This is a genomic window from Micromonospora sp. NPDC048907 (assembly GCF_055586885.1).
In genome coordinates this window covers 673,012-694,664 of sequence record NZ_JBVJHI010000002.1, presented here as the reverse complement: position 1 = coordinate 694,664, position 21,653 = coordinate 673,012, and the positions used below count along the sequence as shown (strand labels likewise).

General features: G+C 72.0%; 19 protein-coding genes and 1 tRNA gene. 13 read left to right on the top strand and 7 right to left on the bottom strand.

Going from position 1 to position 21,653, the window contains the following annotated elements:
- Positions 1 to 103 precede the first annotated feature (103 nt).
- Positions 104 to 550, top strand: coding sequence for an SRPBCC family protein (locus ACZ6PY_RS08305; protein WP_091319671.1), 447 nt, complete (start codon positions 104 to 106; stop codon positions 548 to 550).
- A gap of 143 nt (positions 551 to 693) precedes the next feature.
- On the opposite strand, the gene aceE is transcribed toward ACZ6PY_RS08305, so the two are convergent.
- The gene (aceE, locus tag ACZ6PY_RS08300; RefSeq protein ID WP_466070363.1) at positions 694 to 3,438 is read right to left on the bottom strand and encodes a pyruvate dehydrogenase (acetyl-transferring), homodimeric type; all 2,745 of its coding nucleotides are present in this window, start codon (positions 3,436 to 3,438) and stop codon (positions 694 to 696) included.
- 201 nt (positions 3,439 to 3,639) lie between these two features.
- Here aceE and ACZ6PY_RS08295 point away from each other — a divergent pair, with 201 nt between their 5' ends.
- Positions 3,640 to 4,044 carry a YjbQ family protein gene (locus tag ACZ6PY_RS08295; RefSeq protein WP_262282221.1) on the top strand — a complete coding sequence of 135 codons (405 nt, stop codon included), beginning with the start codon at positions 3,640 to 3,642 and terminating at the stop codon, positions 4,042 to 4,044.
- A 58-nt stretch (positions 4,045 to 4,102) separates the two neighbouring features.
- Here ACZ6PY_RS08295 and ACZ6PY_RS08290 read toward each other — a convergent pair whose 3' ends face one another.
- Positions 4,103 to 5,749 (bottom strand): alkaline phosphatase D family protein, encoded by a 1,647-nt coding sequence (locus ACZ6PY_RS08290; protein ID WP_466070361.1) that lies wholly within the window; start codon positions 5,747 to 5,749, stop codon positions 4,103 to 4,105.
- 149 nt (positions 5,750 to 5,898) lie between these two features.
- Between ACZ6PY_RS08290 and ACZ6PY_RS08285 the strand changes: the two genes are divergently transcribed.
- The 8 genes from ACZ6PY_RS08285 to ACZ6PY_RS08250 all read left to right on the top strand — a co-directional run bounded on the left by ACZ6PY_RS08285 (position 5,899) and on the right by ACZ6PY_RS08250 (position 13,343).
- Entirely contained in the window at positions 5,899 to 6,360 is a 462-nt protein-coding gene (locus ACZ6PY_RS08285) for a MarR family winged helix-turn-helix transcriptional regulator (RefSeq protein WP_466070359.1), read from the top strand.
- 51 nt (positions 6,361 to 6,411) lie between these two features.
- The gene (locus ACZ6PY_RS08280) at positions 6,412 to 9,066 is read left to right on the top strand and encodes a thiamine pyrophosphate-dependent enzyme (protein ID WP_466070357.1); all 2,655 of its coding nucleotides are present in this window, start codon (positions 6,412 to 6,414) and stop codon (positions 9,064 to 9,066) included.
- Between the two features lie 111 nt (positions 9,067 to 9,177).
- Positions 9,178 to 9,615 carry a DUF3052 domain-containing protein gene (locus ACZ6PY_RS08275; protein WP_262282225.1) on the top strand — a complete coding sequence of 146 codons (438 nt, stop codon included), beginning with the start codon at positions 9,178 to 9,180 and terminating at the stop codon, positions 9,613 to 9,615.
- A 78-nt stretch (positions 9,616 to 9,693) separates the two neighbouring features.
- Complete coding sequence (locus ACZ6PY_RS08270) at positions 9,694 to 10,161, top strand: peroxiredoxin (protein ID WP_091269137.1); 468 nt, start codon at positions 9,694 to 9,696, stop codon at positions 10,159 to 10,161.
- A gap of 80 nt (positions 10,162 to 10,241) precedes the next feature.
- Positions 10,242 to 10,316 (top strand) — tRNA-Val (locus ACZ6PY_RS08265).
- A 401-nt stretch (positions 10,317 to 10,717) separates the two neighbouring features.
- Positions 10,718 to 11,524 (top strand): hypothetical protein, encoded by an 807-nt coding sequence (locus ACZ6PY_RS08260; RefSeq protein WP_466070355.1) that lies wholly within the window; start codon positions 10,718 to 10,720, stop codon positions 11,522 to 11,524.
- A 248-nt stretch (positions 11,525 to 11,772) separates the two neighbouring features.
- Positions 11,773 to 12,357: a hypothetical protein gene (locus tag ACZ6PY_RS08255; protein ID WP_466070353.1), complete on the top strand. Its 585-nt coding sequence runs from the start codon at positions 11,773 to 11,775 to the stop codon at positions 12,355 to 12,357.
- Between the two features lie 101 nt (positions 12,358 to 12,458).
- Positions 12,459 to 13,343: an aminoglycoside phosphotransferase family protein gene (locus ACZ6PY_RS08250; protein WP_466070351.1), complete on the top strand. Its 885-nt coding sequence runs from the start codon at positions 12,459 to 12,461 to the stop codon at positions 13,341 to 13,343.
- Positions 13,344 to 13,633: 290 nt separating this feature from the next.
- Here ACZ6PY_RS08250 and ACZ6PY_RS08245 read toward each other — a convergent pair whose 3' ends face one another.
- Positions 13,634 to 14,083 (bottom strand): hypothetical protein, encoded by a 450-nt coding sequence (locus ACZ6PY_RS08245; protein WP_466070349.1) that lies wholly within the window; start codon positions 14,081 to 14,083, stop codon positions 13,634 to 13,636.
- Between the two features lie 11 nt (positions 14,084 to 14,094).
- Here ACZ6PY_RS08245 and ACZ6PY_RS08240 point away from each other — a divergent pair, with 11 nt between their 5' ends.
- Complete coding sequence (locus ACZ6PY_RS08240) at positions 14,095 to 14,445, top strand: hypothetical protein (protein ID WP_466070347.1); 351 nt, start codon at positions 14,095 to 14,097, stop codon at positions 14,443 to 14,445.
- Positions 14,446 to 14,474: 29 nt separating this feature from the next.
- Here ACZ6PY_RS08240 and ACZ6PY_RS08235 read toward each other — a convergent pair whose 3' ends face one another.
- On the bottom strand, positions 14,475 to 15,218 hold the full coding sequence (locus tag ACZ6PY_RS08235; protein WP_466070345.1) for an alpha/beta fold hydrolase: 744 nt from the start codon (positions 15,216 to 15,218) through the stop codon (positions 14,475 to 14,477).
- 57 nt (positions 15,219 to 15,275) lie between these two features.
- Between ACZ6PY_RS08235 and ACZ6PY_RS08230 the strand changes: the two genes are divergently transcribed.
- Complete coding sequence (locus ACZ6PY_RS08230; protein WP_466070343.1) at positions 15,276 to 16,232, top strand: helix-turn-helix transcriptional regulator; 957 nt, start codon at positions 15,276 to 15,278, stop codon at positions 16,230 to 16,232.
- An 851-nt stretch (positions 16,233 to 17,083) separates the two neighbouring features.
- Here ACZ6PY_RS08230 and ACZ6PY_RS08225 read toward each other — a convergent pair.
- Both ACZ6PY_RS08225 and rox read right to left on the bottom strand, forming a co-directional pair.
- On the bottom strand, positions 17,084 to 18,241 hold the full coding sequence (locus ACZ6PY_RS08225; RefSeq protein ID WP_466070341.1) for an ice-binding family protein: 1,158 nt from the start codon (positions 18,239 to 18,241) through the stop codon (positions 17,084 to 17,086).
- A 148-nt stretch (positions 18,242 to 18,389) separates the two neighbouring features.
- Positions 18,390 to 19,853 carry a rifampin monooxygenase gene (gene rox, locus ACZ6PY_RS08220; protein WP_466070339.1) on the bottom strand — a complete coding sequence of 488 codons (1,464 nt, stop codon included), beginning with the start codon at positions 19,851 to 19,853 and terminating at the stop codon, positions 18,390 to 18,392.
- A gap of 230 nt (positions 19,854 to 20,083) precedes the next feature.
- On the opposite strand from rox, the gene ACZ6PY_RS08215 reads away from it, so the two are divergent.
- A complete protein-coding gene (locus ACZ6PY_RS08215; RefSeq protein WP_466070337.1) occupies positions 20,084 to 20,854 on the top strand; it encodes a class I SAM-dependent methyltransferase in 771 nt (256 codons plus the stop codon).
- Positions 20,855 to 20,875: 21 nt separating this feature from the next.
- Here ACZ6PY_RS08215 and ACZ6PY_RS08210 read toward each other — a convergent pair whose 3' ends face one another.
- Positions 20,876 to 21,646 (bottom strand): SDR family oxidoreductase, encoded by a 771-nt coding sequence (locus ACZ6PY_RS08210; protein WP_466070335.1) that lies wholly within the window; start codon positions 21,644 to 21,646, stop codon positions 20,876 to 20,878.
- Positions 21,647 to 21,653: the final 7 nt, after the last annotated feature.

Here is a 21,653-nt window from a genome sequence, read left to right as displayed (position 1 = left end):
CAAGGGTTTTCGGCGTGTCTTTTCCGAACCCGTCCGCTTAAGTCCGATTTACACATAGAGTGCCGAATATCGCGGATGTGTTTTAAGTGGGGGAAAGATAGACATGATCCTCGTGGAGCGCAGTGCGCACGTGGTGGCGCCGGTGGAAGCGGTCTGGGACGTCGTCCAGCGGGCCGAGCAGTTGCCGGCCTGGCTGGCGGGGGTCCGCGCGGCCGAGGTCCTCTCGGGGGAGGGGTTCGGCCGGCGACAACTGGTCCAGGCCGGGCGGGGCGCGGCGCACGAGGCCGAGGTGATCGCCTACCAGGAGCCGACCCTGATCGGGTGGCGCGAACGGGCCCGGGGCGCCGGCGCGCGGGCCGAGGCCCGCACCGAGATCTACGTGCAGCTGACCCCGGACGAGGAGGAGGGCGGGACGGTCGTGCGGCTCATCGTCGTGCGGTGGCCCGCCGGGCCGGTCAAGGCCGCCCTGCTCCGGCTCGGCCTGCGCAGGGTGGGCGCCGATCTGGAGGACTCGCTGGCCCGGCTGACCGACCTGGCCGCCGTCGGCTGACCGAGCCCGTCCCGGCGTCGCCCGCGATGGTGATGGTCCGGCGTCCCCGCCAGGGACGCCGGACCATCGTCGCGCCGGCCGCCGTCACCCGCACATGACGAAGGGCCCGGCGCGGGTGCGCCGGGCCCTTCGCGTGGGACAGGTCAGCTGTCGCCGCCGGTCTCCCCGACCGGGGCGGCGTTGACGTCGTCCAGCGCGTACTTCTTGGCGGCCTCGGCCGGCACGTGGGCCGGCACCGCGCCGCGCAGCGCGAGCTGGCGCAGCGTCGCGACGGCCACCGACTCGGCGTCCACGTGGAAGTGTCGCCGCAGCGCGTGCCGGGTGTCCGACATACCGAAGCCGTCGGTGCCGAGCGAGGTGTAGTCGCCCGGTACCCAGCGGGCGATCAGGTCCGGCACCGCCCGCATCCAGTCGCTCACCGCGACCTTCGGCCCGTCGGCGTCGGCCAGCTTCCGCTGGATGTACGGCACCCGCTGCTCGCCGCCCGGGTTGAGCAGGTTGTGCTCCTCGCACTCGACCGCGTCCCGGCGCAGCTCGGTCCAGGACGTCACCGACCAGACGTCGGCGGCCACACCCCAGTCCTCGGCGAGCAGCTGCTGGGCCTTGAGCGCCCACTGCATGCCGGTGCCGGAGGCCAGGACGTTCGCCTTCGGCGCGTCCCCGTCGACCTGCGGAGCCGGCGAGTAGCGGTAGATGCCCTTGACGATGCCCTCGACGTCCACGCCCTGCGGCTCGGCCGGCTGGAAGATCGGCTCGTTGTAGACGGTGAGGTAGTAGAAGATGTTCTCCTGCGCCTCGCCGTACATCCGGTGCAGGCCGCTCTCCAGGATGTGCGCCATCTCGAAGGCGAACGCCGGGTCGTAGGCGACCACCGCCGGGTTGGTGGCGGCGATCAGCAGCGAGTGGCCGTCCTCGTGCTGGAGGCCCTCACCGTTGAGCGTCGTCCGGCCGGCGGTCGCGCCGAGCAGGAAGCCCCGCGCCATCTGGTCGGCCGCCGCCCAGAACTCGTCGGCCGTCCGCTGGAACCCGAACATCGAGTAGAAGATGTACATCGGGATCATCGGCTCGCCGTGGGTGGCGTACGACGTGCCCGCCGCCGTGAACGAGGCGACCGAGCCGGCCTCGTTGATCCCCTCGTGCAGGATCTGGCCGGTGGTGGCCTCCTTGTAGGACAGGAACAGCTCCCGGTCCACCGAGGTGTACCGCTGGCCGTGCGGCGAGTAGATCTTCGCCGTCGGGAAGAGCGAGTCCATGCCGAAGGTGCGGGCCTCGTCCGGGATGATCGGCACCCAGCGCTTCCCGAACTCCTTGTCCTTCATCACGTCCTTGAGCAGGCGGACGAAGGCCATGGTGGTGGCCACCTTCTGCTTGCCCGAGCCGCGCTTGACGTCGGCGAACCGCTCGGGGCCCGGGATCTGCAGCGTCTTGTGGCTGGTCCGCCGGGAGGGCAGGTAGCCGCCGAGCTGCTTGCGCCGCTCGTGCAGGTACTCGATCTCGTCGGACTTCTCACCCGGGTGGAAGTACGGCGGGAGGTAGGGGTTCTCCTCCAGCTGCTTGTCCGGGATGTCCAGGTAGAGCCGGTCGCGGAAGAGCTTCAAATCCTCCAGCGTCAGCTTCTTCATCTGGTGCGTGGCGTTGCGGCCCTCGAAGTGCGAGCCGAGCGTCCAACCCTTGATCGTCTTGGCCAGGATCACCGTCGGCTGGCCGGTGTGCTCCATCGCCGCCTTGTAGGCCGCGTAGAGCTTCCGGTAGTCGTGGCCACCCCGCTTGAGGTTCCAGATCTCGTCGTCGCTCAGGTGCTCGACCATTTTGCGGGTGCGCGGGTCGCGCCCGAAGAAGTGCTCCCGGACGTACGCCCCGGACTCGGCCTTGTAGGTCTGGTAGTCACCGTCGGGCGTGGTGTTCATGAGGTTGACCAGCGCGCCGTCGGTGTCCGCCGCCAGCAGCGGGTCCCACTCGCGGCCCCAGACCACCTTGATGACATTCCAGCCGGCGCCCCGGAAGAACGCCTCCAGCTCCTGCATGACCTTGCCGTTGCCGCGGACCGGGCCGTCCAGCCGCTGCAGGTTGCAGTTGATCACGAAGGTGAGGTTGTCCAGCTCCTCGCGGGCGGCCACGCCGATCGCGCCGAGCGACTCCACCTCGTCCATCTCGCCGTCGCCCAGGAACGCCCAGACGTGCTGCTGCGAGGTGTCCTTGATGCCCCGGTGGTGCAGGTAGCGGTTGAACCGGGCCTGGTAGATGGCGTTCAGCGGGCCCAGGCCCATCGACACCGTGGGGAACTCCCAGAAGTCCGGCATGAGCCGCGGGTGCGGGTACGACGGCAGCGCGCCACCCGGGTGCGACAGCTCCTGCCGGAAGCCGTCGAGCTGGTCGGCGCTGAGCCGGCCCTCCAGGAACGCCCGGGCGTACATGCCGGGGGAGGCGTGGCCCTGGTAGAAGATGTGGTCGCCGCCGCCCGGGTGGTCCTTGCCCCGGAAGAAGTGGTTGAAGCCCACCTCGTAGAGGGACGCGGAGCTGGCGAAGGTGGAGATGTGGCCACCCACACCGATCTCCGGCCGCTGCGCCCGGTGCACCAGCATGGCGGCGTTCCACCGGATGTAGGCCCGGAGCCGCCGCTCGACGTGCTCGTCACCCGGGAACCACGGCTCGCGCTCCGGCGGGATGGTGTTGATGTAGTCGGTGGTGGTCAGGGACGGCACCCCGACCTGGCGCTCGCGGGCCCGCTCCAGCAGGCTCAGCATGACGTAGCGGGCGCGCTTGGTTCCGCGCTCGTCGATGACACCGTCAAGCGACTCGACCCATTCGCTGGTCTCTTCAGGGTCGATGTCCGGAAGCTGGCTCGGCAGACCAGCGGTGATCACCGGGCGCTTGCGTTCCGTAGCCACAGGCGTTCCCTCGGTTCTGTGTGGGATAGGTCTCTAGCGCCATCCTGCCCCCTGGTGGCGCTCGTCGTCACGTCTCCCTCCCCCAGACGCGACGCTGAACACAGGTACTCGCCGGTAACTTTGTGCGATCACGCGGCCGTGCCGGGACGGGCCGCCGACACCGGCGGCGGTCGCGCGCCCGGCTGCGGCAGAATGCGCCGTATGCGTAGTGAGGTGATCACCGTCCGGACCGGGTCCCGGCCGACCGTCCGCGACATCACCAGCGAGGCCGAGCGGTTCGTCGCCGGCCAGGGCGACGGCCTGCTGCACGTCTTCGTGCCGCACGCCACCGCCGGCCTGGCGATCATCGAGACCGGCGCCGGCTCGGACGACGACCTGCTGCGGGCGATCGACGACCTGCTCCCCACCGACGACCGCTGGCGGCACCGGCACGGCTCGCCCGGCCACGGCCGGGACCACGTGCTGCCCGCCTTCGTGCCCCCGTACGCCACCCTGCCCGTGCTCGGCGGGCGGCTGCAGCTCGGCACCTGGCAGTCGATCTGCCTGGTCGACACCAACGGTGACAACCCCGACCGGCAGGTCCGCTTCTCCTTCCTCCCCGGCTGAGCCCGACGCGGGCGCGGGGTGGCCCCTGTCCGGGTGGCCACCCCGCGTACCGCCCCGGTCAGGGGCGGACGGTCTCCGACTCCACCGTCTGCCGGCCCAGGTCGGCCTCCGGGGCCAGGCTCCGGGCGGCCGCCGGCGGCCGGTCGTACGTCAGGTTCAAACCCGGCACCCGGTCCTCGATGACGAAGGTGGCCCGGGTGTACGCGGGCGCGTCCGGCCGGCTCACGTACGGCAGCACGTCGAAGTTCGCGGCGAGCTGGGCCGGGGTGATCGTGGTGCGGACGTAGCCGCGCAGGTTGTTCTGGAAGCGCAGGTGCGGGTTGAACGTCAGCCACGGGTGCGAGCCGGTGGCCGAGTCGGCGCCGTCGCCGGTCGAGGTGATCGACGAGCAGACCAGCTCGCTGCCGACCGTGCGGGAGGTCGGGTCGGCGTAGTCCAGCTTGAGGTCGCTGGCCCAGTGCGCGTGCACGTCGCCGGTGAGCACCACCGGGTTGCGCACCCCAGCGGCCACCCAGCCCCGGGTGATCCGGTCCCGGGAGGCCACGTACCCGTCCCAGGCGTCCATGCTGGTCACCGTCAGCGGACCGGAGTCGTTGTCCCGCTGCGCGAAGAAGACCTGCTGGCCGAGGATGTCCCAGCGGGCCTCCGAGCGGCGGAACCCGTCCAGCAGCCACGCCTCCTGCTCGGCCCCGGTGATCGACCGGGCCGGGTCGTACGCCGCCGCGCAGTCCTTGTAGCCGTCCCCGCAGCCCTGGTCGTCCCGGTACTGCCGGGTGTCGAGCATGTGGAAGGTGGCCAGCCGCCCCCAGCGCACCCGCCGGTAGAGCTGCATGTCGATGCCGCGGGGGATCGAGGTGCGGCGCAGCGGCATGTTCTCGTAGTACGCCTGGAACGCCGCCGCCCGGCGGGCCGGGAAGTCCGGGTCCGGCGCCTCGGGCGTCTCGTCGGCCCAGTTGTTCTCCACCTCGTGGTCGTCGAAGACCACCACCCAGGGCGCGACCGCGTGCGCCGCCTGGAGGTCGGTGTCGGTCTTGTACTGGGCGTGCCGCTGCCGGTAGTTGGCCAGCGTCCGGGTCTCCGGCCCCTCGTGGTCACGCGGGTTGCCGCCCGGCACGGTGTAGGTGTCCGGCGCGTACTCGTACTGGTAGTCGCCGAGGTGCAGGATCAGCTCCGGCTCGGTCTCGGCCAGCCGCCGGTACGCGGTGAAGTACCCGTGCTCGTACTGGGAGCAGGAGACGAAGCCCATGGCCAGGGCGGCCGGCAGCTGCCACGGCGGCGGCGCGGTGCGGGTGCGCCCGACCGGGGAGATCCACCGCTCGGCCCGGAACCGGTAGAAGTACTCCCGGCCGGGGAGCAGCCCGTCCAGCTCGACGTGCACGCTGTGCGCCGACTCGGGTCGGGCCGTCACGGCGCCCCGGCGGACCACGTGCCGGAAGTTCTCGTCGGCGGCCAGCTCCCAGTGCACCGGCACGGCGCGGGACGGCATCCCGCCCAGGCCGTCCTCGGCGAGCGGGTCGGGGGCCAGCCGCGTCCAGAGCACGAAGCCCTCGTGGTCCGGGTCGCCGGAGGCCACCCCGAGCGTGAACGGGTCGCGGCGCAGCGGGCCGGCCGCCGCCGCGCCGGCCGCCACCGGCAGCCCGGCCACCGCGCCGGCAGCGCCGAGCGCCGCGCCGCTGACCAGGACGGTACGTCGGGACAGTGCCATCGTTTTCCTCCCCGGAGTCCGGTTCCTCGACTCCGGGCAGCTTCGCGACCGTCGATGTCCGGCAGGTGGCCGGCAGGCGACCGCGCCCGGCACCGCCTGCCGAACAGTCGTGGTCCGGGGTGCGTGAGCTGCGCACGTAGGATGGGGACATGGCGCAGTCCACCGTCCCCGACCGCTCCGGCCTGGCCGGGGACGCCGTGCGCCGGATCATGCACATCGCCTCGGCCATGCGCCACTACCAGGACGTGGAGATCGCCGCGCTGGGCCTCACCCCGGCCGCCGCCCGCGCCCTGGACGAGCTGGACCCCGACCGACCGCTGCCCGCCCGGGACCTCGCCGTGCGGCTGGGCTGCGACCGCTCCAACGTCACCGGGCTGGTCGACAAGCTGGAGCAGGCGGGGCTGGTGGAGCGGCGGGTCGACCCGGCCGACCGGCGGCAGAAGACGCTGGTGGTGACCGCGGAGGGCCGGCGGGTCCGGGACCGGGTCCGGCTCGTGATGTCCGACTCCCGACTCCTCGGCGGGCTCACCACCCCCGAGCTGACCACCCTGCGTGAGCTGGTCTGGAAGGTCTCCGACGGCGGCTGCCCGGAGCGGTGCGGGGAGGCCTGACCGGGGCCGGGCGGAACGTGTCCGACTGGGCGAGGTGCCCTCCGGTCGGTAATGCTGTCCGACGTGACCACCCCGCAAGATCTCGACGACCGGTTCCGGGCGGCCCTGACCGCGCTCGGCGCCCCCGCCCAGCGGCGTCACCTGGGTGAACCGCTGCCCGGTGCCGGGTCGCTGACCGGGGCGCAGGCGCTGGCCCTGTTCGACGCCCAGCTGACCAGCCGGCTGCTCGACCTCGCCGGGCGCTGGCTGCGCAGCTTCGGCGAGGGGTACTACACGATCGGCTCCGCCGGCCACGAGGGCAACGCGGCCGTGGCCGCCGCGCTGCGGCCGACCGACCCCGCCCTGCTCCACTACCGCTCCGGGGCCTTCTACTGCCTGCGGGCCGCCCAGGCGGCGGGCGGCTTCCCGGCCGGTGCGCAGGTGCCGGACGCCGACGCGCCGGAGCCGACCGGGGCGGCGGCGCGGATCCCCGACCCGCGCACCCCCGGCGACGGCGACGCGGACGCGGATTCCGGCGCGCCGGACGGGCCGGCGGAGGCGGCCGCACCGGACGCCCCGGTGACGCCCGGCGGGTCCGCGCGGGCCGGCGCCACGAGCCCGTCCGGCGGGGCCGGAGCGGCTGGTGACGGGGCGGGCCCGGGTGGCGGGTCGCCGGCGGCCGGCGACGTGGCGGCGAGCCTCCCCGCCGGGGCGGGGGTGGCCGTCGACACGGTCGGCGCCGCGACGGTCGGCGTACCCGAGCTGCCCCTGCCCGAGCCCGACGACGCCTACGCGGACGCGGCCCGCGACGTGCTGCGCGGAATGGTCGCCTCCGCCGAGGAGCCGATCGCCGGGGGCCGGCACAAGGTCTTCGGCCGGGCCGACCTCGCTGTCGTCCCGACCACCTCCACCATCGCCTCGCACCTGCCCCGGGCCGTCGGCCTGGGCCTGGCCCTGGAACGGCTGCGCCGCGGCGGCCGGCCGGCCGACGGGGAACCCGGCGCGGTGACCTGGCCGCCGGACGCCATCGTGGTCTGCTCGTTCGGGGACGCCTCGGTCAACCACGCCACCGCGACGGCGGCGTTCAACACCGCCGGCTGGTACGACCACACCGGGCTGCGCATCCCCGTCCTGTTCGTCTGCGAGGACAACGGGCTCGGCATCAGCGTGCGCTCACCGCAGGGCTGGGTGGCCGCGACCCTGCGGTCCCGGCCGGGAATCCGCTACTTCTCGGCCGACGGCACCGACGTGGCCGAGGCGTACCGGGTGGCGGCGGAGGCGGCGGCCTGGGTGCGCCGGCACCGGCGGCCGGCCGTGCTGCACCTGGCCACCGTGCGGCTCATGGGGCACGCCGGGGCGGACGCGGAGACCGCGTACCGGAGCCCGGCCGAGATCGCCGCGGACCTGGCGCGGGACCCGCTGCTGGCCACCGCCCGGCGGCTGGTCGAGGCCGGCTACGCCTCCGGCGAGGAACTGCTGGCCCGGTACGACGAGCGCGGCTGGCAGATCCGCCGGCTCGCCGAGGAGGTGCTGGACGAGCCGAAGCTGACCTCCCCGGTCGACGTGGTGGCCGAGCTGGCCCCGCGGCGCCCGGTCCGCATCTCCCGGGCGGTCGCCGACGCGGCGGCCCGGGCGGCCGGGCCGGACGCCGGCGCCCGGGCCGACGCGTTCGGCGGCAGACTGCCGGAGCTGGCCGGGCCGCTCACCCTGGCGCAGAGCATCAACGCGGCCCTGGCCGACGGGATGCTCGACCACCCCGGGGCGGCCGTCTTCGGCGAGGACGTGGCCGCCAAGGGCGGGGTGTACGGGGTGACGAAGGGGCTGCGGGACCGGTTCGGGGCGGCGCGGGTGTTCGACACCCTGCTCGACGAGACCTCGATCCTCGGGCTGGCGCTGGGCGCGGGGGTGGCCGGGATGCTGCCGGTGCCGGAGATCCAGTACCTGGCGTACCTGCACAACGCCGAGGACCAGCTCCGGGGCGAGGCGGCGACCATGCGGTTCTTCTCCCGCGGGGCGTTCCGCAACCCCATGGTGGTGCGGGTGGCCGGCCTGGCGTACCAGGAGGGGTTCGGCGGGCACTTCCACAACGACAACTCGGTGGCCGTGCTCCGCGACGTGCCGGGGCTGGTCATCGCGGTGCCGGCCCGCCCGGACGACGCCGCGCCGATGCTGCGTACCTGCCTGGCCGCCGCCGCCGTGGACGGCGCCGTCAGCGTCTTCCTGGAGCCGATCGCGCTCTACCACACCCGCGACCTCTACACCGAGGGCGACGGCGAGTGGCTCGCGGAGTACGCCGAGCCGGGCGCCTGGGCGGCCCGCCACGTGCCGATCGGCCGTGCCCGCGTGTACGGGGTCGGCTCGGCCGAGGACCTCACCATCATCACCTTCGGTAACGGCGTCCGGATGTCGCTGCGGGCGGCGGCCACCCTGGCCGACGAGGGGGTCGGCAGCCGGGTGGTGGACCTGCGCTGGCTGGCGCCGCTGCCGGTGGCGGACATCATCCGGGAGGCCTCGGCCACCGGCCGGGTGCTGGTCGTGGACGAGACCCGCCGCTCGGGCGGGGTGGGCGAGGGCGTGATCGCCGCGCTGGTGGACGCCGGGTACGTCGGCACGGCGCGCCGGGTGGCCGGACTTGACTCGTTTGTACCATTAGGTCCGGCGGCGCGTCAGGTCCTGGTCTCCGAGGAAGCCATTACCGAGGGTGCCCGCACGCTGCTGGCACGGTAAATTCCGTTCCACCCGGTGCGCCACTTGCGCGGGGAGCCACAACTGTGTGGACTGGGCGCGACGGCGTCGGACGACGCCACGAGCAGGCATGAGATGAGGAGGCACGCGACAGTGAGCGCGACCGCTGGTCAGGCCGCCGACGGGGTACGCAGCCTGGCGGACCGGTTCGGGATCGAGCCGGGGATGGTCGTCATGGAGATGGGGTACGACGACGACGTCGACCAGGATCTCCGGGACGCCCTGACCGACCGCTGTGGAGATCTCGTCGACGAGGACACCGACGAGGTGGTCGACTCGGTTCTCGTCTGGTACCGCGACGGCGACGGCGACCTCTTCGAGCTCCTCGTCGACGCCCTCGGACCGCTGGCCGACAACGGTGTGGTCTGGCTCCTGACGCCCAAGGCCGGCCGGGACGGCCACGTCGAGCCGAGCGAGGTCGCGGAGAGCGCGCAGACCGCCGGCCTCCAGCAGACCTCCACCGTCAACGCGGGCCGCGACTGGAGCGGCGCCCGCCTCGTGCTCCGACGCGGGTCGAAGAGCAAGAAGTAGGCCGGGCTCGGCACCCGGCGGCCGGTGTCGCCGGGTGTGGCAGGCTGATCATCTCCAGACCCGATCCAAGGAGCTCCCATGCCCATCGAGGTTGGCGCCGAGGCGCCGGACTTCGTGCTCAAGGACCAGAACAACCAGGAGGTCCGGCTCGCCGATTTCCGCGGCCGGCGCACCGTCCTGCTGGTCTTCTACCCGCTCGCCTTCACCGGCATCTGCCAGGGCGAGCTGTGCGAGGTGCGGGACAACCTCAACGAGTACGTCAACGACGACGTCCAGGTGCTGACGGTCAGCGTCGACTCGGTCTACGCCCACAAGATCTGGGCCGACCGGGAGGGCTACCAGTTCCCGCTGCTGGCCGACTTCTGGCCGCACGGCGCGGTCGCCCAGGCGTACGGCGTCTTCAACGACGTCGCGGGCATCGCCAACCGGGGCACCTTCGTCATCGACAAGGCCGGCGTGGTCCGGTTCGCCGAGATGAACATGCCCGGCGAGGCGCGGGACCAGCAGGGCTGGCGCAAGGCCCTCGCCGAGGCCGTCGCCGCCTGATCCCACCCCGGGCCCGTCGGTCGACCGGGCCGGAGGCCGGCAGGTAAGCTTGCCGCTCCGGCCCGCCGTACGGGCGTTCCGGGCGCGTAGCTCAGCGGGAGAGCACTCGCCTTACAAGCGAGGGGTCGCAGGTTCGAAACCTGCCGCGCCCACCACACACCATCAGCGAAAACCTCCCCGAGAAGATCACTCCCCGGGGCGGTGACAGCAGTAGCGGTTACGAGAGCCGTCCTCCACCGCAACCAGCCGCCCAATCCCTGCGGTCTCGGCGGCCGAACTTCTACGAACGCCTCATGCGGAAGACAACGACCCCGGCGTAAACGATCACCGTCGGTTGCACAGGCCGGCCGCCGGCGTCTGATCCGCCAGCAGATGCGCGGCACATCTCCGCCAGCTGATGCGCGACAAGGTCTAGAAGTCTGCCGACGCACGTGACGGACGGTCTGCGCACGCATCTGCCAAGAGTCGAGCCGCACACCGCCAGCCCCATTCGCACGGTCGCTACCGTGCGAATGGGGCTGGCGACAGGCCCGTCACACGCGAAAGGAGCTGACTGATGACCGACTGGCGCTCTCTGTGGGATGCGGTTGTCGCCAGCGATGTGAGCGCCCGAGACGGCCTTGGCTGGGAGTTCATCAGCCGGAGCGGTGAACCGGCCTGGGCGGTCTTCCGCGAGGACGGTGGCCCGTTCCCGGTCTTCTCCGCAGCACGCGGGCACATCATGCCTTCGGCGGACGACCTAGCCGCCATGACGCGCGAGGCTGTGGCAGACCTCTTGGCTGCCGCTGGACTGGCTGACCGACACGGCTGGATCACGGAGAACATCTCGGCCGCACTTCTGCTGGCCTCCATGAGTGTCGAGTCCTGGGAGGGAGTGGAACGGGCCCTTGAGTCTGGTCCTGACGATGTCGCGATTGCGTGGACTGAACCCGACGCCGCGCGAACGCCCTACGCCTGGCTACGCGCCATCGGCGTCGACGCATCGGCAGAGGTCAGCATCTACCAGGATGACGCGCTCTTCGGCCTCTGCTTCATTCCGACCGTGGAACTCCGACTGCCGGAGTTCGACTCCGGCTCACTGCGGTCCCGCCGAGGGATTCCACTCGTACGCGGCCCAATCAACCAGGTGGAAGTCGTCTACGACACCGTTGTCGAGGGCCGTCACGATGCTGGGCTCGTGAGCGAGGTCTTGCTGCACGGCGACCACGCGTCGACGTTGCTCATCGCCGCCGAAGCGTATTCCCGGCACGAGTGGCACCTGTTCGACGAGTCCGTAGTCGCTCTGACGGAGCCGACCACTGCCGACGCCCTAGCCTGGATCCCCGAGCGGCACCGTTGGCGGCCGACCGAAGGTGGCCGCTGACACCCATTGTGCCGCGATCCGCGCCATCGACTGCCTGGCGGACGAGTGTCGGGCCTCACCCGACGGAGCACAGGCCGGCCGCCGGCGATGTCCGGTCTCAGGACCTACGTGACAGATCAGTCTCGGGACGTGGGTGACACGTCCGGCTAGATGACGTCTCGCGAGCGGGACCGACAGCCGTGCGGGTTCGTGATAGACCGCCATGGTGAGGAAGACGTGATGAACCACGGCCTCGGACGGAGATGAAGATGCCTGAACCCCGCGCCTTCTGGCTCGATGAGCACTTCGACCGTGAGCACGGCGCAGACGGGCGCGGTCGCTTCGAGGCCGAGGTGCTGAGGCGTACAGATGAGTTTGCCGACACGTGGGGCGACATTGCGCCCGTAGCCTTCGCTTCCACAGCGTGGCGACTGGCTATTGAGCTGTCACCTGGCTACGTCCGGTGGCACAGGCGGATCATCTCGGCGACCTGTACGCCGAGCCGGTGGGACGGGAGTATGACCTGCGCCGTATCGGTGATCTCGCGGTGGCCAGCCGAACTCACTTGGACCAAGCAGTGGCAGCGTGACCGTGGTTGGCGTGACTGGCCGCAGTTGTTTGGCCAGTACACGACACCCTCGGAGCAGGACCTGACGCGTAGCCCACATCTACGCGCGATGCTGCAGGTGGAAGCCCCGGTCCCCCTCGATGATCTGCCTCCGGCTCCCGATGGTCCGGATCGTTCCGTAGCGCCCGCAGCGCGTAGAGCCGTAATCGTGCTGGCTCGGGAACTCAACGAACTCCTCGCCCCGATGATCGGCCAGCTCGAGGCCGGTGTACCGGCAGACTCCTGAGCGTCACGCAGGTCCTGATACCGATCTGTCGATCCGGCGCCCGGTGCGGCCTGGTCCGAATCCGGTTGACGGGATGATCGAGCGGCTCTACGGTCGCGCCGATGCGCCCTGGAGAGATCGTCGTCGCCACCGAGCAGGTACGCGCCCTGATCGACGAGCAGTTCCCCGAATGGTCGGACCTGCCGATCGTCGCGCAGCCGTTGAACGGCACCGACAACGCGCTGTTTCGGCTGGGTGATTGCCTGACGGCACGGCTGCCGCGGGCGCAGTGGGCGGTCGACCAGGTGGCGACCGACGCGACCTGGCTGCCGCGGCTGGCGCCACACCTTCCGGTGCCGGTACCGGTGCCCGTCGCGGTCGGCCGGCCGGGAGGGAACTATCCGTGGCCGTGGACGGTCGTCCCGTGGCTGGACGGACGCAATCCGGAAGCCGGGCAGGACCTCGTCGACCTCGCCGTCGACCTCGCCGGCTTCGTGCGCGCGATGATCGCGATCGACCCGATGGGCGGGCCGGTCAAGGAGGGGATCCAGCGCGGCGTACCGCTGGTGCAGCGGGACGAGCTGACCCGCCGGTCGATCGCGGCGCTGGGCGACCGGATCGACGGGCGGGCGGTGACCGCGGCGTGGGACGAGGCGATGACGGCCGACGAGTGGCCCGGCCCGCCGGTATGGCTGCACGGTGACCTCCTGGCTGGCAACCTGCTGGTCGACCGGGGCCGGCTCACCGGGGTGATCGACTTCGGCGGTCTCGGCCGCGGCGATCCGGCGGTGGAGGTGCGGCCGGGCTGGAGCCTGTTCGACGCCCGCGCGCGGGCCGCCTACCGGGAGGCGCTCGGGTTCGACGAGGCGACCTGGGTGCGCGGATGGGCCTGGATGCTGTCGGGCTCGCTCTACTGGCTGGCGGACCTGTGGGACTCGATCAGCGAGCACGACCGCGAGGACACCATCCGCTCCATCGACCACATCGTGCGTCACCGCCACGACTGACCTGGGCGAGTGCTGTCACTTGCTCAGCAAATCTGGCCGTTCCGGCCCCAGGTCATGACGCCGGTGCGGCGCGGCTGACCGCCGGTCCATCCGTGGAACAGACGGATGGCGAGTTGCGTAGAGCGCCACCATCGATCACCAGTTCTTATGCCTCCGACAGGGTGGCAGTGTGGCGAGGAGTTCGCCAAGGTGTGCGTTGGTCATGTCGTCGGGGACCCACGTCTCGTGACTGTTGGTCCGGCTAGACGATCTTGATGTTTTTTTTGGGGGGGGGCTCAGGCCACTGGTGCTCAGTCCCAGAAGTTGAACAGGAGTTCGCCGACTGTGGTCGGTTTCCAGTAGTTGATCTGGTCGTGTTCGTGCGGGTTGAGGGCGCTCAGGTCGACCTGTGACAGGGGGGTCTGTAGCTGCTCGACGGTGAGGGCCCGGGCGTCGGTCAGGTTGGTGAGGATGGCGGCGAGGTCGGGGTGGTCGACGAACGTCACCATGACGTCGCCGTTGGCATGGGGGCGGGCGAAGGCGATGAACGGCAGGGTGGTGTGCCGTAGCACCGCAATGTGGTGCTGCGTGTCGGCGATTTCGACAGTGTGGAAGCTCGGCGTGACGGCGGCGGGACTGACGCCGGTGACGGCGGCGTCAACAGTGCGGGCGGCGCGGTGACAGGCGGCGGTGAAGGCCCTCGGATCCGCTCGGACGCCGGGTGGCGGGTTGAAGCCGGTGGCTCCGGGCGGCAACGTCATGGTCGGGCTCCGTGGTCGTCGCGGTCGGTGCAGGCTATCCGACGCCGTCGTGGAGGGTAGGGCTCGCGGCGGCCTGCTGGTACCGCGACGGATTCGGCGCGGCGGTCGACCTCGTGCAGGCACTTCGGTGGTACCTCGCCATGCTCGACGCCGGCAGCGGCGACGGCATCCACGAGGCACACGCGATCGTGCCGCGAATGACGGCCGACGAAATCCACGAGGCGGGCCGGCTCTCCGGCCGGCTGCTGGAGGCGGACCGTCGTGCAGCGGCAGGCTTCCCCGAGCGCTGCCTCCGATTGACCGGACGGCACTGGCGGTCGACCACTCCCTGCTCCCGAGGCCTGCCCCTGGTTCTCGTCTGAACACCGTCACCTCATCCAGGCGCCGCAGGTCATGTCGTCGGCCGGGCGTGGTGCAGGATCCGGGCCAGCTCGGCCGGTCGGCTGAGCATGGGCCAGTGCCACGTCGGCAGTTCCTCGTACCGCCACGAGTCGCCGGCCATGTGGCGGCACAGCGGCACGGTGGCGGCCATCTGGCGTACCTGCTCGGCGGTGAAGCTCGACAGGACGCCGAGGCGGGGCAGCTTCTCCCACGTCCCGGTGAGCCGCACCGGGGCGGTGGCGGTCGCCCACGGTTGGGCCACCGACCGCTCGTCGAGCAGCGCGACGACCGACTCGTCGACGTCTGCCGCTCCGGCGGCCAGTTCGGCCCACGGTGGGGGCGGCAGCCGCCAGCCGTCGCCGTGTTCGGCGACCGCCGCCGCGTTGCGTTCACGGTCCTGGGGTGGGCTGAACTCGTCGTTCGCCACCCCGTCGGGCAGCGGGCCGGTGTCGACGAAGACCAGCTGGGCGATGCGGTCGGTCAGGCGGTCGGCGGCGGCGGTGGTCACGACCGCGCCGGCATAGCTGTGCCCGACGAGGACCACGTCACGCAGGTCCTCGTAGCGGAGCAGGTTCACGACGTCCGTGACGTGGACGTCGAGGTCGGTGTCCGGGCGGGCGAGGTGGGCGCGTTCGCCCAGGCCGGTGAGGCTCAGCGGGTACACCTCGTGGCCGAGCCCGCGCAGCGCGGCGGTGACCGGGCGCCAGGCCCACGCGCCCAGCCAGAACCCGGGAACCAGTACGAATGTCGTCATGCACCACACGCTACGATCAATACCGGACATATTCCGCCCGGATGAGGAACGAGACTGTTGGTCCGGCCCACCGCGCGCGTACTGGCGCTGCTGGAGATCCTCCAAGCCGGTGGCGGCTTCACCGTCGCCGACCTGGCGGGTCGGCTCGGCGTCGACGAGCGCACCGTCCGCCGCTACGCCGCCCACCTCGCCGACCTGGGCATCCCGGTCGAGGTCCGGCGCGGTCGCTACGGCGGTTACCGGCTCGCACCCGGCTACAAGCTGCCGCCGCTCATGCTCACCGACGAGGAGGCGGTCGCCGTCATGCTCGGTCTGGTCGCGGCCAACCGGGCCGGCCTGGCCACCGCCGGTGGCGCGGCCACCGAGAGCGCGACCGCGAAGATCCGCCGGGTACTGCCGGCCGTCCTCGCCCGGCGGATCGACTCGCTGCTGGCCACCGTGGACTTCACCGCGCAGGTCCGTCGGCCCGCCTCGCCCGACATCGAGGTGCTGCTGGCGCTCGCCGAGGCGGCCCGACATCAGCGACCGGTGAGCATCGCCTACACCAGCTGGCACGGCCGGTCCGGCGAGCGCCGGATCGACCCGTACGGGCTGGTCTTCCACGCCGGCCGGTGGTACGTCACCGGTCACGACCACCACCGCGGGGCCGTACGAACGTTCCGGCTCGACCGGATCGGGACGGCCCGCCCCGTCCCGGGCGGGTTCGACGTCCCGGCCGGCTTCGACCCCACCGCGCAGGTGCTGGCCGGTCTGGCCGCCGTGCCGTACACGCACGACATCTCCGTGGTGCTGCACACCAGCCTGGCGCAGGCGCAGCGCCGGATTCCCCCGTCGGCCGGCACGCTCACCGAGGTGCCCGACGGGGTGCGCCTCACCGCCCGGGTCGAACGGCTCGACGGCGCCGCGCAGATGCTCGCCGGGCTCGGCTGGCCGTTCACGATCGACCGGCCGGACGATCTCAAGGACGAGGTACGCGCCCTGGCCACCCGACTGCGCGCCGACGCCGGCAGATGAGCAGCGGTCGGCCCAGCCTTCGTCTGTGCCGACCGACGCCAGGTGTCACCGCGAGTATTCGGCGTGCAGTAGGACGTGCGGCCGGCGCCGATCGGGTGGTGCCGGGGCCGGCCCATGCCGATCTCCGCGCAGCAGTGCGTGTCCGGCACGCGGGCACGGTGAGCCGGACACTCCTCGGCCAGGCCGCGGACCTGGTCGGCTTCCCGCTCGAACGCCTCGCGGCTGCCGGTGAGCACCAACGTGTCGGCGGCGACGTCCCACCGGAGATGATCGCGGAACTCCCGGTACCGGAACCGCGCGCGGTCGGCGGTCGACCGGGCTGGCCACGCCTCGCCGGGCAGGACCACCGTGTGTGGCCTGCCGGTGCCCAACCGGGAACGCACCTGCTTCCACCGGGACGACGGGAACGCGAGGCGGTGGTGCAGCAGCACCAGGTCGAGCGGGCGTCCCCACACGTGCTGGGCGGGCAGTTCCGTGCGGCGCAGCGGGAGGTGGACGATCGTGTGCGGGGACCGGGCGGCCAGCCCCCACGCCTGGGCGAACAGCACCGCGGTCTCCTGGTCGAGGCAGAACTGGGCGCCGAGACGGCCTTCGTAGAGACCGGCGAACCTCGGCGTCCTCGCCGGCCGCACGACCCGGTACCGGTGGCAGCCGAGCTGGACCGTGCTGACCAGCACCGGCCACCTACGTCCGCGCAACCGTTGGCCCACTCCCGCAGCACCCCTTCGACCAGTCGTCGTCGGCGAGCAGTGTCGCCGAAGCGGGCACGAGGTGGCGACGGAGTTTCCGGTCGCACCTGCCACGCAGGCGGGTGGGGGCCCGGCCGGCAGGTCGCCGGCCGGGCCCTCCGATCAGGACTGCTGCGCTCGGCGACGCCGGGCGAGGAGGAACATGACCCCGCCCAGGGCGACCATGGCGCCTCCTGTGCCCGTCAGGGCCGGGACCAGGCCGCTACCGGTTACCGGCAGCATCCCGGAGTCGTTGCCCCGATTGCCGGGCCCACCAGGCCCACCAGGACTGCCGGTCCCACCGGGAGCGCCGGGACTACCGGGAGCGCCGGGGGCGCCAGGAGCGCCGGGCGCGCCAGGAGCGCCGGGCGCGCCGGGACTGCCGGGGGCGCCAGGACTGCCGGGCGCACCGGGGCTACCGGGGGCGCCAGGGCTGCCGGGGGCGCCAGGACTGCCGGGCGGGCCAGCTGGGCCGGACGGGCCCGGACTGCCGGGTGGGCCGGACGGTCCGGGCGGGCCGGACGGGCCGGAGGGGCCGCTGGTCGGGCCGGGGCACAGCGGGGCGGTGATGGTGTTGGTGTCCAGGGTGACGGCGGCGGTTCGAGCCAGCGCGCGGCCCTGGAGGGTCGCGCCCGTGGCCATCGTGATCGACGCCTGCGCCATGATGGTGCCCACGAAGGTGGTGCCTGTGCCGATCGTCGCCGAGCTGCCGATCTTCCAGAACACGTTGCAGGCCGAAGCGCCGTTGATCAGGACCACACTGCTGTTCGACGCTGTCGTCAGCGCCTCGTTGACCTGGAGGATGAACACGGCCCGGGGGTCGCCATGGGCGTTGAGCGTCAGCGTCCCGGTCAGTTGCGCCGCCGGGATCCGGTAGACGCCGGGGTTGAGGGTGTTGCCGCCGAGTTCCGGGGGCAGGATGGTGAACGGGGTCCGGCCGGCGGCGTCGTTGAAGGCCGTGGTCAGGTCGCTCTGGGCCTGTAGGGCGACCGCATCGCCCAGATGGACCTCACCACCGATGGTTGCCGTGTCGAAGCCCGACGCGGTGTTCCCTGGGTGCCTTCCCAGGTTCTGAGCCAGGAAGCTCGGCCCGGTGTTGGTGGGCTCGGCCCCGGCCAGTACGGAGAAGCTGGCAGCCGTGCCGAGGCCCACCGGCGCCTCCTGCGCGCTGGCCCCGGTCGAGTTGAAGACCAGCAACGTGACGGCCACAGCGGCAGCGGCGGAAGCCGCGAGCGCTGGCGGGAGTGCCCGTCTCAGGCGGTGAATGGAGTTGACTTTCACAGGTACACCCTCCGTGGGTACTACGTGCAGGAGGCGCCGCGCAAAGCCGCGTCCTGCCTAAAGCGGTAGATATAGCGCAAAGCGGCGCGCTGACTACCAAACCACCTTGGAGTGCTGTAAGAGGTAGAAACCAGACAATACGTAAGCCTCACATTGGCGACTGGACTGTGGAGAGACGTGCCGACTGCGCGCCGAACCACCTGGCGAGCGCGACGTCGAGCGACCGCTGATCCTCGCCGACCCACGCGACGTGCCCGTCGGGCCGAAGCAGGACCGCCGGCACGTCCGGCACGTCGCCGGTGTCGGCGACGTGGTCGACCCGGTCGGCCCAGCCGTCCACCGTGAGCCGCCCTGTCCGGTCGAGCAGCAGCCCGTTGCCGGTCCGCATCAGCTCGAACAGGCGCCCACGCTTGAGGTGGACGTCGCGCAGCCGCCGCCCGAGCAGGTCATGGCCCGCACCGACGTCGTACCGGACGCTGATCGCCGTGATCTTCTCGATCAGGAACCGGTTGACGTCGTCGAAGTCCATGAGCTGCGTCAACAACCGCCGCACCGCCTGCGGCCCGGGCTCGTTGGTCGTCAGCTGCATCTGTGCACGGGTGTTGGTCAGCACGTCGGCGGCGACCGGATGCCGCTCGGACTCGTAGCTGTCCAGCAGGTCGTCCGGCGCCCAGCCGTTGACGGCCGCCGCCAGCTTCCAACCCAGGTTGAACGAGTCCTGGATGCCGAGATTGAGCCCCTGCCCGCCCATCGGCGGGTGGACGTGGGCGGCGTCCCCGGCCAGGAACACCCGTCCGACCCGGTAGCGCTCGGCCTGGCGGGTCGCGTCGCCGAAGCGCGACAGCCAGCGGGGGGAGTGCACCCCGAAGTCGGTGCCCGCGTACCGGCGCAGCTGTCGCGTGAACTCCTCGAACGTCGGCGGCGCCGAACGGTCCTCGACCACGCCCTCCGCCGGCACGACCGCCCGGAACACGCCCGGCTTGTCCGACGGCCCGATCCCGAACCGCTTCTCGGTCTTGCGCACCTCGGTCATCACCGCGGTGATGTCGTCCGGGGACGCCGTCACCTCCATCTCGCCCAGCAGCGTGTCGATCCTCGACGGCTCGCCGGGGAATCCGACCCCGAGCAGCTTCCGTACCGTGCTGCGCCCACCGTCGCAGCCGACGACGAACCGCGCCCGCAGCGGCGGTGCGGCTTGCGGCCCGCAGTGGACGGTGACGCCGTCGTCGTCCTGCTCCAGCCCGACCACCGCACCGCCGCGCCGGATCTCGGCGCCGACGTCGGCCGCGTGCTCGGCGAGCAGCCGGTCGGTGAGCGTCTGCGGAATGCCGAGCACGTATCCGTGTGCGGTGTCCAGCCCGGTGGGGGCGGGCTTGTCGATGCCCGCGAAGAATCCGCGGATCGGGTGCCGCCTGCCGTTCTCGAGGAACCGCTCCAACAGCCCCCGCTGGTCCAGCACCTCGATGCTGCGCACGTGCAGCCCGAGCGACCGCACGAACGGCGGCGGCTCGGCCTCCTTCTCCAGCACGAGGACGCCGACATCCCGCAGACGCAGCTCGCTCGCCAGCATCATGCCGGTCGGCCCGCCGCCGACGATGACCACATCGAACATGCTTCCCCCCATTGGTGTGCCCGGCCGACCACTGTGCGCCACGACCGGGGTCTTGCCGCAAGCCCGGGGGTGCGATATATGTTGACAGTGGCAAGGAGTTCTCCTCCTTGCCCTTGTTGTTTCCGGCCCTCGGCAGCGCCCGATCCGGGGCGCCCCCGAACCCGGGTCGCACCACCGGGACGGCGCCTTCGTCGCTTCGTCGGATGGGGTGCGGCGGCTAGGGTGACCGGGTGGAGGATCGGCTGCTTCTCAGCTCGTCGTTCGGTGCGGCGGCCGCCGCCTACGCCGAGCACCGCCCGGACTACGCGCAGGCCGCCGTGCGTTGGGCGCTGGAGCCCGCGCCCGGCCGGCGGGTGCTCGACCTCGGCGCCGGGACCGGCAAGCTGACCGCCACGCTTGTCGCGTCCGGTGCCGACGTCGTCGCGGTCGAACCCGACCCGGGGATGCTGGCCGAGCTGCGCCGTGCGCTGCCGACCGTCCGTGCCCTGCCGGGCAGCGCCGAGGCGATCCCGCTGCCGGACGCGTCCGTCGACGCCGTGCTGGCCGGCAACGCCCTGCACTGGTTCGACATGGCGGTGGCCGGGCCGGAGATCGCCAGGGTCCTCGCACCCGGGGGCATCCTGGCCGGCCTGTGGAACGTCATGGACGACCGGGTCGACTGGATCGCCGGACTGGAACGGGTCAGCGGGAGCGCGGCCATCGGCCCGCGTGACACGCTGGGCACCTGGCGCGCCGCAACGGCCGACCTGTGCTCACCCGGCAGCGGCCTGGTCTCCCGGTTCGGCTCGCCGGAGCAGGCCGAGTTCGCGCACGGGCAGCGCCGCACCGCCGACTCCCTCGTCGCGACCCTCGCGACGCGCGCCGGAATGCTGGTCATGCCGGAACCGGACCGGGAGGCCACGCTCGGCCGGATCCGCGCCTTCCTCGGGAGCCGGCCCGAAACCGCCCTCGGCGAGTTCACCCTCCCGATGCTGACCGGCGTGCTGCGCGTCCGAGCGTGACGCCCTCGGGCGCGAGCCCGGTCAGGCGAAGCCGCCGTCGCTGTGCAGGAGTTGACCGTTGATCCAGCCGCCGTCGGGTGAGCACAGGAACGCGACGAGGTTCGCGCAGTCCTGCGGACTCCCCAGGCGGCCGAGCGGCGTGGACCGCAGGACGGCATCCTTGACCTCAGCCGTCATCCAGCCGGTGTCGGTGGGCCCCGGATTGATGGCGTTGGCGGTCACGCCGAGGTGGGCCAGTTCCTGGGCGGCGGCCAGGGTGATCCGGTCGAGAGCACCCTTGCTGGCTCCGTAGGGCAGGTTCCCGACGGTGGCGTCACTGGTCAGGCTGATGACGCGTCCGGTGCCGTGCGTCCCTCGGAACCGTCGGGCGTACTCGCGGATCAGGAGCCAGCTCGCCCGGGCGTTGACCGCGAAGTGCCGGTCGAAGCTCTCGATACTGGTGTCGAGCAGGCCCGAGTCGACACTCTCGCAGTGGGCGAGGACGAGCGCGGTGACCGGACCCAGCTCCCGCTCCACGGCCTCGAAGACCGCAGCCGTGGCCCCCGGATCACTGAGGTCCGCCTCGATCGCGGCGGTGGTCGCCCCGTGCGTGCCGGCCTGGTCGCCGAGTCGCGTCACCGCCTCGGGGTCGGCGCCCCACGGCATCCGCTCGTCGTACGGGGTCCAGTAGGTGAACCCGACGTCCCAGCCGCGCTGAGCCAGCGTCAGCACCACCGAGGCGGCGATGCCGGCGCTGCGGCCCGCACCGGTCACCAGGGCGACGGGCCGAGGCCGTTGTTCCGTGCCGTCCATGAGGAAT